Annotated in this window: 13 protein-coding genes; 9 read left to right on the top strand and 4 right to left on the bottom strand. The window is 62.8% G+C overall.

Annotation, left to right across the window (positions count from 1 at the left end; translation table 11 throughout):
• Positions 1–119 precede the first annotated feature (119 nt).
• The 7 genes from Q0331_RS00775 to Q0331_RS00745 all read left to right on the top strand — a co-directional run bounded on the left by Q0331_RS00775 (position 120) and on the right by Q0331_RS00745 (position 7,134).
• A complete protein-coding gene (locus Q0331_RS00775) occupies positions 120–1,013 on the top strand; it encodes an ECF transporter S component (protein WP_298074001.1) in 894 nt (297 codons plus the stop codon).
• Between the two features lie 126 nt (positions 1,014–1,139).
• A complete protein-coding gene (locus tag Q0331_RS00770; protein ID WP_298073998.1) occupies positions 1,140–1,751 on the top strand; it encodes a TetR/AcrR family transcriptional regulator in 612 nt (203 codons plus the stop codon).
• Positions 1,752–1,825: 74 nt separating this feature from the next.
• Entirely contained in the window at positions 1,826–3,229 is a 1,404-nt protein-coding gene (locus tag Q0331_RS00765; protein WP_298073996.1) for a PepSY domain-containing protein, read from the top strand.
• Between the two features lie 8 nt (positions 3,230–3,237).
• A complete protein-coding gene (locus Q0331_RS00760; RefSeq protein ID WP_049049418.1) occupies positions 3,238–4,194 on the top strand; it encodes an ABC transporter substrate-binding protein in 957 nt (318 codons plus the stop codon).
• A complete protein-coding gene (locus Q0331_RS00755) occupies positions 4,191–5,138 on the top strand; it encodes an amino acid ABC transporter permease (protein ID WP_298073993.1) in 948 nt (315 codons plus the stop codon). Before Q0331_RS00760 ends, Q0331_RS00755 begins: the two co-directional genes overlap by 4 nt.
• 8 nt (positions 5,139–5,146) lie before the next feature.
• Positions 5,147–5,920: an amino acid ABC transporter ATP-binding protein gene (locus tag Q0331_RS00750; protein ID WP_011273410.1), complete on the top strand. Its 774-nt coding sequence runs from the start codon at positions 5,147–5,149 to the stop codon at positions 5,918–5,920.
• Between the two features lie 92 nt (positions 5,921–6,012).
• Positions 6,013–7,134: an HNH endonuclease signature motif containing protein gene (locus tag Q0331_RS00745; protein WP_298073989.1), complete on the top strand. Its 1,122-nt coding sequence runs from the start codon at positions 6,013–6,015 to the stop codon at positions 7,132–7,134.
• Here Q0331_RS00745 and Q0331_RS00740 read toward each other — a convergent pair.
• Positions 7,115–7,504: a hypothetical protein gene (locus tag Q0331_RS00740; protein WP_298073987.1), complete on the bottom strand. Its 390-nt coding sequence runs from the start codon at positions 7,502–7,504 to the stop codon at positions 7,115–7,117. The two genes, Q0331_RS00745 and Q0331_RS00740, sit on opposite strands and share 20 nt — an antisense overlap.
• A 75-nt stretch (positions 7,505–7,579) precedes the next feature.
• Here Q0331_RS00740 and Q0331_RS00735 point away from each other — a divergent pair, with 75 nt between their 5' ends.
• Both Q0331_RS00735 and Q0331_RS00730 read left to right on the top strand, forming a co-directional pair.
• Complete coding sequence (locus Q0331_RS00735; protein WP_298073985.1) at positions 7,580–8,947, top strand: DUF4921 family protein; 1,368 nt, start codon at positions 7,580–7,582, stop codon at positions 8,945–8,947.
• A 25-nt stretch (positions 8,948–8,972) separates the two neighbouring features.
• Positions 8,973–10,205, top strand: a complete 1,233-nt coding sequence (locus tag Q0331_RS00730; RefSeq protein ID WP_298073983.1) for an amidohydrolase — start codon at positions 8,973–8,975, stop codon at positions 10,203–10,205.
• Here Q0331_RS00730 and pyk read toward each other — a convergent pair.
• The 3 genes from pyk to trpA form a co-directional block, all read right to left on the bottom strand.
• Positions 10,187–11,605, bottom strand: a complete 1,419-nt coding sequence (pyk, locus tag Q0331_RS00725) for a pyruvate kinase (protein WP_011273405.1) — start codon at positions 11,603–11,605, stop codon at positions 10,187–10,189. The two genes, Q0331_RS00730 and pyk, sit on opposite strands and share 19 nt — an antisense overlap.
• Positions 11,606–11,638: 33 nt before the next feature.
• Positions 11,639–12,502, bottom strand: a complete 864-nt coding sequence (lgt, locus tag Q0331_RS00720; RefSeq protein ID WP_298073979.1) for a prolipoprotein diacylglyceryl transferase — start codon at positions 12,500–12,502, stop codon at positions 11,639–11,641.
• Positions 12,499–13,009, bottom strand: a 511-nt coding sequence (gene trpA, locus Q0331_RS00715) for a tryptophan synthase subunit alpha (protein WP_298073977.1), incomplete at its 5' end; no start/stop codon positions are given. The genes trpA and lgt, both read right to left, overlap by 4 nt.

The raw sequence follows: 13,009 nt of genomic DNA, 5'->3' as shown, positions 1-13,009 counted from the left end.
TGCCGCGACCATCACCAAACCCGTCGAGCTCGAAGGTTGTCCGTTAATATAAATCGCGAAGAAATGACGCAGCCCTTTCTTAAGGGGTGCTAAGACAGTTTCGTGACGCGAGGAGAACCATGACGGACGAGAACTTCGGTTCCAACGACCCGGCCAACACCGGCAACAACGGTGCACCGCAGCAGCCGCAGAGCCAGGACTGGAACCAGAACCCCTACGGCCAGCAGAACCCGGCACCGCAGCAGCAAGGCCAGAACGCATATGGCGCTCCGCAGCAGGGTGCACAGAACGGCTACGGCCAGAACAACTTCCAGAACCAGCAGGGCTTCAACGGCCAGAACCAGCAGAACGGCCAGGGCGGGCAGTTCGACATCAAGCAGTACCTGGACTTCTCCAACAAGTCCGTTCTGTGGCTGGTTTGTGCAGCGGGCGCCGCTCTGATCAGCTTCATCGGCAGCTTCATGCCGTGGGGCAAGGTCTCGGTTCCATTCTATGGCACCGTCACGGTCTCCGGCACCGACGGTGACGGCATCATCACCATGTTCCTGTCCCTGATCGTCATCGGCGGAATTGCAGCCTACCTGTTCGTAGAGCAGCTGGCCCAGAAGTGGTGGCGTGGCATTCCGGTGATCGCCATCGGCGCCATCCTGCTGCTGATCTCCATCATCGACTGGGCCAGCATCGGCTCTAAGGCCGGTGATTTTGACGAGGACGTTGTAAACGTAAGCGTCGGCGCAGGTCTGATCCTGATCCTGCTGGCTTCCATCGCCATCATCGCCTTCGGCGTGCTTGCACTGCTGAACGACCGGAAGAACAACCCGTCCGCTCCGCAGCAGGCCTTCGCGCAGCAGGGTTACGGCCAGCAGAACTTTGGTCAGCAGGGCTACGGCCAGCAGCCGCAGAACAACTTTGACCAGAACAACTACGGTCAGAACAACTTCGGCCAGCAGCCGAACCAGGGTTGGCAGGGCAACGCCCCTCAGGATCCTCAGAACCCGCAGAACCCGCAGTAGTCTAAACGGCTAAAACGGCACCACAGCTGCCCCTGTTCTTTATTGTTTAAAGAGCAGGGGTATTTGTTTTTCTTTCCGGGGGCACCAGTTAGCAATAAGGATAAAAAATGAACTAATGTTCACTGCATGTCCACCCCGCTTCCCGCAGAGGGAAAACGCCCTCACCGCAAGACCGGCCCGAAGCCAACCTTTGACCGCGAAGACGTCATCAACCAGGCTCTCGCAATCGGTCTAGATAAATTCACCATGTCAGAGGTGGCCAAAGGCCTGGGAGTGGCCACGTCCGCACTGTACCGAATCTACAGCCGCGACACCCTTCTGACCGCCTGCATCGAGCACATCACCGAAGCCACAGCGCTTACCACTGAGGGCGATTGGAAGGAACTACTCCGGGACTACGCCTATTACCTAGCGCGGATGTGCGCTACCTACCCGGGGCTCGCGCAAGCATTACTGAGCTCCCCCAACAGCCTTTTCGCCTTCCGGGAAAGCGTCACGAACCTTTTGGGGAGGCTTAATGACGCCGGATTCAGCCGCGGACAGGCTCTGTTCGCCATCGACGTGATCACGAACTTCGTGTTCAGCTCCGGGCCTTTCAGGCACTCCTTTGAGCTCTTCGCGATGACAGATTCACTGCCTGCTGACCGGGAGGACGACGAGGAAATGGCGCTGCGGATCCTAGACCAAAAGTTGGACTTCGTGTTCCAAGCACTTGAGACGGACCGTCCCTCCTACTAGCCACCAGTCCCCCGAACACTACCCCGCTCGTCGCTAATGGGAACCGATCCCGCCAGGCATGCGACTAATGAAGCATGTCTCGCAGAATTATTCGCAGAGTCCACACCCTCGCTGGGCTCTTCATCGCACCCCTCATCCTCGTAGCCGCCTTCTCCGGCTTCTTCTACGCACTCGCCCCCACCATCGAAACGTGGGTTTACAAATCTGAGCTGGCTGCCACCTCAAGCAGCCCAGCCCAACCGGTAGCCAAGCAGATCGAAGCCGCGAAGCGCATCCACCCCGACCTCGACGTCGCTAAGGTGCAGATCCCCGACGGAGAAGGCAAGACCACCCGCGTGCTCTTCGCCGATCCAACTCTGCCCTCCGAAAGCTACACTCGAGCAGTGTTCGTTGATCCGGGTGATTTGCACATCACCGGAGAGCTGACCCAGTACGGCAGCGCTTCTTCCCTACCGTTCCGCGCCTGGCTATCCGAAGGCCACCGCAACCTCTGGCTGGATGAGCCCGGCCGCATCTACTCCGAAACCGCCGCCACGTGGCTAGGCCCCATGGCCGTCACCGGCGTGGCCATGTGGTGGTTCATGCGCAAACAGAAAAGCCAGCGCAAGCCCAAGAAGAAGTCCCGCCGCCAAGCCATGCAGCGCCACACTCTCATCGGACTGGTAGCCGCACCAGGGCTGATCTTCCTGTGCATCTCCGGCCTGACTTGGTCCCACTTCGCAGGCGACAACATCGCAGCTGTCCGCGAAGAACTGAACTGGATGGCACCCGAACCGAACACGAGCATCAACGGCGAACAAGATGCGCAAGGCGACGGCTCTGGTCACGCGGGCCATGGCGAGCACGCAGGTCACACAGGCCACACGGGCCACGGCGGTACTGCAGAGATCGACCTGGCACAGGCCGATACAGCCCTCCAGGTTGGCCGCAACGAGGGACTCACCGGCACCCTACAGCTGGCTCCCCCGAGCGAAGCCGGCCAGGCCTGGACGGTCAGCGAACCGCGCCAGGCGTACAAGATGCACAACGATGCGATCACCGTAAACGGTGAGAACGGCGAAGTTATCGACCGCCTGCCGTTTAGCTCCTGGCCCATCGCAGCCCAGCTGACCAGCTGGATTATCCAGCTACACATGGGAACCCTGTTCGGGCTGGTCAGCCAGATCGCACTGGCACTGCTGGCACTGGGCATCGGCGCGCTCGTGGTCTACGGATACATCATGTGGTGGCGCCGCCGCGGCGGCAAGAACAACGGCGCCCGCGTGGACCTCTGTGAACTCAGCTGGAAGCACTGGGTAGCGCTGGGGATACTGCTCGGCGGATACAGCGTGATCGCTCCCCTGTTCGCTGTTAGTGGTGCCATCCTGTTCGTCATTGCCCTAGCCCTCGACTTGCGCGGCGGAAACAAGGCCGACAGGCCCGACGCGGAGGTTCAGGGAACGAAAGACATTAAAGAATATTCACATACTCCGATATAATCCACGATATGAAACATAGCCACCCACGCTCTCTGGCCCGTACCGTGGCCAAGGGCACCCTTGCGATCCTGCTCTCAGCATCGCTGGCGGGGTGTGTGACCAACGAAGAACTCGGCAACCCGGAAGGCTGGGAGGAAATCCTCCCGGCGAAGAACCCGCAGCTCGCCGCCCTAGTGCCCCCGGACGTCCAGGCCAAGGGAAAAATCACCGTCGGCACCAACCCGCCCTACGCGCCCAACGAGTTTAAAGACTCCGACGGAAACATCATCGGCTTCGAAATGGACCTCATCCGCGCCGCCGGCGCCATGATGGGCCTCGACGTCGAAGTCAACCAAATGGACTTCAACCTGATCCTGCCGGCCATCAGCGCCGGATCCGTCGACGTCGGAGCCAGTGCCTTCACCGACACCGAAGAGCGGCAGAAAAACTACGACTTCGTCGACTTCTACAGCGCCGGGATCTCCTGGGCCACCCAGCCCGGCAACGAGGACAACATCGACCCCGACAACGCCTGCGGCCTGAAGGTCGCCGTGCAGAAGGGCACCTACTCCGACACGGACGAAGTGCAGGGACGCTCCGACGAATGCGAAGCCCAGGGCAAAGAGCCAATTGAGAAGCTGGTCTACGAAAAGGCCGACGCCGCTGCTACCGCAACCATTCTGAAAAAGGCGAACGCCTACAGCTCCGACTCGCCAGTGATCGACTTCGCCATCGCCCGCTCTGACGGCAAATTGGTGCGGGTTGGCGAACCTTTCGATACCGCCCCGTTCGGTATGGGCGTCAAAAAGAACAACCCGCTTGGAAAAGCGCTGGCCGCAACGATGCAGACCATGATGAACGACGGCACATACGAGGCCATCCTCAAACAATGGGAACTCGAGGACGGCGGGTTAGACGCAGTGACGTTCAACCTCAAGCCCTACCAACTGCCCCACACGCTCGAACCGAAAGAAGGCACCAAGTGAGCAACCAAAACGCCTCCTCCGCAACGCAGCGTAGGCGCCCCACCGAGAACAAAGCGATCCCGCTACGCCACCCCGGCCGCTGGATCGCGGCGGTAATCCTCGCGGCGCTCGTGGTGTGGTTCATCATCTCCGCAGCCCAAAACGAGGCCTATCACTGGGACACCTACTTCCAGTACCTGCTGGATACCCGCATCGTTAAGGCGGCGATGCACACCATCGCACTGACGATTCTGGCGATGATCATCGGTGTGATCATCGGTGCGATCGTCGCGGTTCTGCGCATGTCGCCGAATCCCGTGCTGCAGGGTGTGGCGTGGCTGTTCCTGTGGGTCTTCCGCGGCACGCCCGTGTACGTGCAGCTGGTGTTCTGGGGCCTGCTGAGCTCCCTCTACCAGTCCGTGAGCGTGGGCTTCGCCGAAATCGACCTCGAGCAAGTACTGCAGAACGCCTTCATCCTGGCCGTGCTGGGCCTCGGCCTGAACGAGGCCGCCTACATGGCAGAAATCGTCCGTGCCGGCATCCAGGCCGTGCCCGAAGGACAGTCCGAAGCCTCGAAAGCACTGGGCATGACCTGGGGGCAGAACATGCGCCGCACCGTAATGCCGCAGGCAATGCGCATCATCATCCCGCCGACGGGCAACGAGTTCATCTCGCTGCTGAAGACCACCTCGCTGGTTATTGCCGTGCCGTACACCGCCGAGCTTTACGGCCGCGCCACCGACATCTCTAACTCGCTATTCCAGCCCGTCCCGCTGCTGCTTGTTGCCGCCACCTGGTACCTGGTGATCACCAGCATTCTGATGGTTGGGCAGTTCTACGTTGAGCGCTACTTCTCTCGCGGATCGTCGCGCCAGCTCACGCAGCGCCAACTCGCCGCCCTTGCTGACGCCGAAGGCGTGCCCCCACGCAATATCACCGTCGGGTCGAACGAAAAGAAGGACTAGTAACCACCATGTCTGAAACCAACGCACCGATGATCTCCATCCAGGACGTCTGGAAGCGCTACGGCCGGCTCGACGTTCTGAAAGGCATCGACCTGGAAGTCCCTCGCGGCGGCGTAACCTGCCTGATCGGCCCCTCCGGATCTGGTAAGTCCACCCTGCTGCGCTGCGTGAACCACCTGGAGAAAGTAACCTCCGGGCGTATCGAAGTAGACGGCGAGCTAATCGGCTACCGCGAGAAGAACGGAAACCTTTACGAACTGACGCCGAAGCAAGCAGCGGCGCAGCGCGTGGACATCGGAATGGTGTTCCAGCACTTCAACCTGTTCACCCACCGCACCGTGCTGGAGAACATCATCGAAGCGCCCGTGCAGGTGCGCGGCGAGGACAAAGACGACGCAATCGAGCACGCGCGCAAGCTGCTGGACCAGGTGGGACTCGCCCACAAGGCCGACGCCTACCCGGTGCAGCTCTCCGGCGGACAACAGCAGCGCGTGGCCATCGCCCGCGCACTGGCGATGCGGCCGAAGCTGATGCTCTTCGACGAGCCGACCTCCGCACTGGACCCCGAACTGGTCGGCGAAGTGCTGAACGTGATGCGCCACCTGGCCGACGACGGCATGACGATGCTGGTAGTGACCCACGAGATGGGATTCGCACGTGAAGTCGCCGACGAAGTTGCCTTCATGGACGGCGGCGTGATCGTGGAGCACGGACCGGCCGCAGAAGTGATTGGAAATCCGCAGCACGAACGCACCCAAGAGTTCCTATCGAGCCTGCTCTAGAGGTGAAAATGAGGGGGCGTCACTAAGAAGGGTAAGGGGTTGTCCGGGGCCGTGTGTAAGGTAAGCGGCGCTCGGACAAGAAGGGGGCAAAAATGGATGCCGACGAGATGCGGCGGATGTGCAACAGGGTCGACGCGGCGTATGCATACAGCGTGATCGACGACCCGACTGTGGCGCGGATACAAGCGCTGCGGAAGGCGGGGACAGCGGATGCGATAGTGTTCTCGCACGCGGCGCAGATACTCGCCGTGATGAACATGCTAGGGCTGGCGGCGCTGAAAGCCGGGGTGATCGGCGTGCGGCACCTCGAGCAAGTGTGGCGCGTGCGCAACGCCTACGCAGCACAGCTGACGGAGCCCGACGAGGCGGGGCAGGCGATCATGGACATAGAACAGTTCAACCGCTACCTGGAAAAACACGCGGTGGACTGCATCAGTGCACGCGAAGAAGGTCCAACGGCGAAGGAACTGGGCGAATACCTGTGCGAAGTGATCGCGCGAGACTTCCCCACCCCATTTGCCGAAGGCGAGAAGGCGGCGGCGGAGGAACGCTCCGCGACCAAGGGATCTGTGACGACGCTGGGCGGAACCGCCGAGCTCTCCCGGTGGACGCTGAACATGCCGAAAGACCAATCGCAGCGCATGTGGGAAGCAGTAACGAAGAAGGCGAAGGTGCTAGCCGGGGAACTGGACTGCGACCTCGCACAAGCACGAATGGACGTGATCGCGGGGCTGATCAGCGGCGAAGAAACCAACACGGTAGTGCACGTGCACGTCTTCCGATGGGAAGGCGGCCCAGGGTTCATCCCGGGAGTCGGGGCGATCAGCACCGAACAGGCCGACGTGTACGAAAGCTTCGCCAAGCGCGTGGACAGCGTGACGGTGCCGCCGGCCGTGGAACAGTACACGCCCAGCAGAGAAATGAAGGAATTCCTCGTCGGCCGGGACGGCACCTGCCGCTTCCCCGGATGCGAACACCCCGCGCCGATGTGCGACAAAGACCACATCGTGCCGTACAACCACACAGATCCTTCGGCTGGCGGCGCTACGGATGTCCGAAACATGCAGTGCCTTTGCCGCGCCCACCACAACCTGAAAACCAACGGGCAGTGGCGGGCAAGCACTAGCGACGGCGGTTGGACAATCAAGTGGGTGAACCACCACGGAGAGCAGTTCACCACCCACGCGAGAGGAGTTATACCGAAGCCACAGTGACGTGCCAAGGCACGCGGGGTGCGCCAGGGTCATCCTGGACCTGGCGCAGAATCGGCTCGGCGGGTTCCTTCTCGCGGACCGTGAGGAGCTCGGCGAAGTGCATGGCTAGGCCGGAGACGGAGCCGATGTCGTAGCGGACAACGTCGACGGTTAGTTCGGCGCCGGTGGCGGGATCGTTGCCCTCGTCTGGGCTCTCGCCGAAAAGCTCCACCCAGGTAGTGACCAGTTCGGGGTCTGCAGCTTGCCCGGACTGGAGATTCAGCGTGCCCTCGAACGCTTCGCCGAGGGCGGAGATCATGGAGCGGAAATCCTGCTCGATGGCGGCCAGCTGCTCCTGGTTAGCCAGCAGCCTGAAAATAATCTTTGGCATTCCCCTAGTGTGGCAGCACGCAGCAGCGAACAGCAAGCACGGCGGTGTGATCGATAGGACAGGAAACCTACTAGAATGTGTGCCGTGATTGGTTCCCATGCTTCGCACCCCGCGCCCGTACCACCCCTAACCACCCTGCCGGACGGAACGATCAAACAGGTCAACCCGTTTTCCGGCACCGAAGTGTGGACCGTACCCGGCCGCGGCAACCGCCCCATCGCCGAGCACCGCCCAGAGGTGCGCACCGTTGGCGATCGCGACTCCGCCACCGCATTCGGCCTGAACCGCAAGCTGGACACCCCGCCGGAGAAGTCCCGCCTGGTACTCGACGAGGACGGCCAGGCGCACATCCTGCGCGGACTGCCGGTTAGCAAGCTGGAGGAAACCGAACCGCTGTTCCGCCGCGTGGCGAACCTCTTCGAGATCCTGACCTACGACTACTGGCTCATGAACTACGGCTACAGAATGAACCCCGCAGCCGCTAAGCACATGACTGACTACCTGGCCGAGGAAGCCGGCCAGGATCATGTCGAGCAGATCCTACGCGACAAATGGTCCGCCGGCGGCACCACGCAGGAGGAACTCGACGAGCTCTTCTCCCCCGAGAATCGCCTACAGACTCTCTACGAAAAAAGCGCCGGGCTCTTCGCGGGTGGTCACGACGTGATCATCGCCCGCGACCACTACATCCCCGGTGCAGACACCACCGACCAGTTGGCCTCTAGCGGCACTCTGGGCTGGGAGAACCACCGTCACTTCATCGCCTTCACCGTCGACGGCATGGATCGCCTCTACCGCGCCAACCGCTACGTCCGCTACGTCGCCGCGTTCCAAAACTGGCTCGCCCCGGCAGGCGCCAGCTTCGAGCACCTCCACAAGCAGCTCGTTGCCATCGACGAGCACGGCCTGCAGAACGAGTTGGAGATCGCCCAGGTCCGCGCGAACCCGAACATGTACAACGAGTGGGCCGTCGACTACGCCGCCCGCCACAACCTCGTCATCGCCGAGAACGACCACGCCATTGCGTTTGCTGGTTTTGGGCACCGTTGGCCGACCCTCGAGGTTTTCTCCAAGTCCGCCACGACCGAACCTTGGCTGATGTCTGACGCCGAACGCGATGCCGTCTCGGATTTGGTTCACGCCTGCCACGTCGCCGCCGGGCCACACGTCTCCTGTAATGAGGAGTGGCTGCACCGTCCCCTCGACGTTGACGTCCCGATGCCCTGGCGCATCGTCATTAAGTGGCGTGTGTCCACCATGGCCGGTTTCGAAGGCGGCACGAAGATCTTCATTAACACCATCTCCCCGGCGGATCTCCGGGAGCGCGTGCTCAATGCCCTGGTTAAGGCTCAGGAGGAAGGCCAGCTAGCCCCGGGCATCCGCCTCGGCGACGACTGCGCCACCCGCCCCAACATGCTGAAGTACAACCCGGCCATCCGCTAATCCGCTAGAAAGGACAAGTTTCGCTTTGCGCAACGCAGATATTGCAGAGTTCATCGCAAACCACGGTGTGGACCTGAGCTGGCAGGATAGCTTCTACCAGTGGATGCACGAGAACCCCGAGTTGTCGTTGCAGGAAGAGCAGACCGCCAAGCACATTACCGCGCGGTTGGCGCAGATGGATTGCGAGGTAACCACGGGTATCGGGGGTTATGGCGTCACCGCCGTGTTCCGTAACCCGAGCAGCGAGGCAACCAGCGCAGACGAGCCGACCGTCCTCATGCGCGCCGACTTCGATGCCCTCCCCGTGCAGGAAACAACGGGGCTGCCCTATGCCTCCAAGAACGACGGGGTCATGCATGCGTGCGGCCACGACATGCACGCCGCGGCGCTCATGGGCCTGTGCGCGGTTCTCGACGAGCGCCGCGATGCCTGGCACGGCACTTTCATTGCGCTGTTCCAGCCCGCGGAGGAGGTCACCGCCGGCGCCAGCAACATGATCAACGACGGCCTGGCGGAGAAGATCCCCACCCCTGATGTGTGCCTGGGCCAGCACGTCCTACCCGGCCGCCTCGGCACCGTGATGTCCGCGCCCGGCCCGGTGCTGGCGGCCTGCGACACGATCACCATCAAGCTCTACGGTAAGTCCTCCCACGGCTCGCGCCCGCAGGAATCAATCGACCCGACGTTCCTGGCTGCGATGATCGTCGTTCGCCTGCAGGGCATCGTCGGCCGCGAGGTCGCCCCGTCGGACTTCGCCGTCGTTACGGTCGGCACACTTTCTTCCGGGCACACTAACAACACCATCCCGGAAGATGCCACGCTGGTGCTGAACTGCCGCTTCTACGACACGGACGTGCGCGACAAGACTTACGCCGCCATCGAGCGGGTCGTCCGCGCCGAGTGCGATGCCTCCGGCTGCGAGGTTCCGCCCGAGTTCGAGTACTCCGCCCACGGCGAGCTCACCGACAATACCCCCAGTACGTTCGAGCACGTACGCCCGGTGTTTGACGCGGTCTTCGGGGAGGATTCTATTGACGCCGAACCCTGGACAGCCTCCGAGGACTTCTCTGAGATCCCCCGCCATTTCGACGTGCCCTACCTTTTCTGGACTATTGGCACCACGGATCCGGAGCTGTGGGCTTCCGGGGATCCGGTGCCGGGCAACCACCACGGTGCTTTCGCCCCGCGCATCGAGGCCCTGAGCACATCCACGGACGCGGCGCTGGCCGCGACGCTGAGTTACCTCTTCCGCTCCTGACCCAGCAGGTGCACCTGGATCATGTTGGTGTTGCCGGAGATTCCGGGTGGGGAGCCGGCGACGACGACCATCATGTCGTCGTACTTGTATTGCGGCATAGCCAGCAGGTGGTGGTCGACGGTGTCCATCATCTCGTCGGTGGACTTCACGTCTTCGATGAGGAACGTCTCCACGCCCCACGTCAGCGCCAGCTGCGAGCGCACGGCCTGGGAGGGTGTGAACACCAGCAGCGGCAGGTGGGAGCGTAGTCGCGCCACACGCTTGGCGGTATCGCCGGAGGAGGTGAAGGCCACCAGTGCCTTCGCGTTCAGGCGCTCGCCGATGTCCTTTGCCGCGTAGGAAATCACGCCGCGGCGGGTGCGCGGACGGTGCGTAAGCGGCGGCACTTCCCCGTCGATCTCTGCGGCGCGCACGATGCGGGCCATCGTCTCCACGGTGGTGATCGGGTGCTTGCCGATGGAGGTCTCGCCGGAGAGCATCACGGCATCCGCGCCGTCGAGCACGGCGTTGGCCACGTCGGAGGCTTCGGCGCGCGTCGGGCGGGAGTTTTCGATCATGGAGTCCAGCATCTGCGTTGCCACGATCACCGGCTTGGCGTTCTCGCGGGCGATCTGGATGGCACGCTTCTGCACCAGCGGTACGTCCTCCAGCGGTACCTCCACGCCCAGGTCACCGCGGGCGACCATAATTGCGTCGAAGGCCAGGATGACCGGCTCCAGCGCGTCGACTGCCTCCGGCTTCTCCAGTTTGGCGATCACCGGCACGCGGCGGCCAACCTCGTCCATGATGTCGCGCACCAGCTCCACGTCGGAGGGGCTGCGCACGAAGGACAGGGCGATGAAGTCCACGCCCAGCTGCAGGGCGAAGCGTAGGTCTTCGGTGTCCTTCTCACTCAGCGCCGGCACGGAGATGTTCATGCCCGGCAGGGAGACTCCCTTGTTGTTGGAAACCGGGCCTCCCTCGATGACCTCGCACACGACGTCATTGCCGTCGACTTCCTTGCACACCAGCGCGATCTTGCCGTCGTCGACCAGCAGGCGGTCGCCGGGGCGGGCGTCGCGGGCCAGGCCCTTGTAGGTGGTGGATACACGGTCGTGCGTGCCCTGCACGTCGTCGACGGTGATGCGTACGGTCTCGCCGGTCGCCCAGACGGTTGCGCCCTCTGCGAAGCGTCCCAGGCGGATCTTCGGGCCTTGCAGGTCGGCGAGGATACCGACGGCCTTGCCGGATTCATCGGTGGCCTGTCGAACCCAGTTGTAGTTCTGCTCGTGGTCTGCGTGCTCGCCGTGGGAGAAGTTGAGGCGGGCAACGTTCATTCCTGCGTCTACGAGCCCGCGAATCTGCTCCTTCGAGGCGACCGCGGGACCCAGGGTGCAAACAATCTTGGTTCTTCTATTCACGGACTCGAGGATAGCCCCGCACCGTTGTCCCCGCTACTTCGCTTCTTCTTTTGTGACGCCCTCAGTCTTGCGTTGCTGCACTGTCCACCAAACAAATAGTGCTGTCGCAGCGAGGAATACCACTGCGGAGACGACAACGTTGATGCGCACGTCGCCGAACACGGTGGTGGCGGCGTCTGTGCGCATGTTTTCGATGAAGAAGCGGCCGAAGGTGTAGCCCATGACGTAGAGGGTGAACAGCCTGCCCCCATTCACGCGCCAGTAGCGTTCCGCGACGAGCAGCAGTACGACCACGAGCAGGTTCCAGATCAGCTCATAGAGGAACGTCGGTTGGACTGTGGCCAGCACTTCCCCGGTGGAGCGCCCGGTAATGGGCGCGGAGTAACCGTTTTCGTCCACGCGGCGGTAGATTTCCAGCGCCCAGGGTGCGTCGCTGGGGCCGCCGTAGAGTTCCTGATTGAACCAGTTGCCCAGCCGGCCGATGGCCTGCGCCAGCGGTACCGTCGGCGCCACGGCGGCGGCGAAAGTGCCCAGCGGCAAGCCTTTGGCCTTGAATAGCAGCCATACAGCCAGGGAACCAAGTACGACTCCGCCCCAGATCCCCAAGCCACCATTGGTGATGTTGAACACCTGCGTGGGGTCTTTGCCCTCGCCGAAGTATTTGTCGTGATCGGTGATCACGTGGTAGATCCGGGCACCGATGATGCCCGCCGGCACGGCGACGAGCAACGCGTCGACGGTGACCTCCGGGTCCCCGCCCAGCTTCGCGTAGCGGCGGCGGGTCCAGAAGTAGGCCACGATCACGCCCGTGAGGATGCACAGCGCGTAGGCGCGGATGGGAATGGGGCCTAGCTCCCAGACACCCTGCGGTGGCGAAGGAATGGCCGCCGCGATCATGCGCGAACGCCTCGCGCCAGCTCTGCGGCCAGCTCGCTCAGGTTGCCGTCGGCTGCGGCTTGGATCAGTGCGGAGCCGACGATCACGCCGTCGGCGTAGGAGGCGATGTTCGCCGCGTGCTTTCCGGTCTTCACACCCAGCCCCACTGCCACCGGCAGGTCCGTGGCCTCGCGGACGCGGGCGACCAGCTCCTCGGCAGAACTGGAGACCTCGTCCTGCGCGCCCGTCACACCCATGTGGGATGCGGCGTAGATGAAGCCGTCGCCGGCGTCAACAGTAAGGGCCATGCGCTCCGGCGTGGTGGAGGGCGCGACGAGATAGACCGGCGATAGGTCATTGGCCTTGCAGGCCTCCGCCCAACGACCGGCTTCCTCCGGCAGCAGGTCCGGGATGATGGATCCCAGTCCCCCGGCGGCAGCCAGGTCGGCGGCGAACTTCTCCGGACCGTATTGCAGCACGGGGTTCCAATAGGACATGATGACGGCCTGGCCGCCCGCCTCGGTAACC

It is taken from the genome of uncultured Corynebacterium sp., from assembly GCF_937999985.1.
In the GTDB taxonomy this organism is placed as follows: domain Bacteria; phylum Actinomycetota; class Actinomycetes; order Mycobacteriales; family Mycobacteriaceae; genus Corynebacterium.
The sequence above is the reverse complement of the archived record's forward strand: the minus strand, read 5'-3'. Positions and strand labels throughout refer to the sequence as shown.

What these genes read in the sequence shown, in the direction of transcription:
- Q0331_RS00775 (WP_298074001.1), top strand. Translation starts at nt 120, where the DNA reads ATGACGGACGAGAACTTCGGTTCCAACGACCCGGCCAACACCGGCAAC.
- Q0331_RS00770 (WP_298073998.1), top strand. Translation starts at nt 1,140, where the DNA reads ATGTCCACCCCGCTTCCCGCAGAGGGAAAACGCCCTCACCGCAAGACC.
- Q0331_RS00765 (WP_298073996.1), top strand. Translation starts at nt 1,826, where the DNA reads ATGTCTCGCAGAATTATTCGCAGAGTCCACACCCTCGCTGGGCTCTTC.
- Q0331_RS00760 (WP_049049418.1), top strand. Translation starts at nt 3,238, where the DNA reads ATGAAACATAGCCACCCACGCTCTCTGGCCCGTACCGTGGCCAAGGGC.
- Q0331_RS00750 (WP_011273410.1), top strand. Translation starts at nt 5,147, where the DNA reads ATGTCTGAAACCAACGCACCGATGATCTCCATCCAGGACGTCTGGAAG.
- Q0331_RS00745 (WP_298073989.1), top strand. Translation starts at nt 6,013, where the DNA reads ATGGATGCCGACGAGATGCGGCGGATGTGCAACAGGGTCGACGCGGCG.
- Q0331_RS00740 (WP_298073987.1), bottom strand. Translation starts at nt 7,504, where the DNA reads ATGCCAAAGATTATTTTCAGGCTGCTGGCTAACCAGGAGCAGCTGGCC.
- Q0331_RS00735 (WP_298073985.1), top strand. Translation starts at nt 7,580, where the DNA reads ATGTGTGCCGTGATTGGTTCCCATGCTTCGCACCCCGCGCCCGTACCA.
- lgt (WP_298073979.1), bottom strand. Translation starts at nt 12,502, where the DNA reads ATGATCGCGGCGGCCATTCCTTCGCCACCGCAGGGTGTCTGGGAGCTA.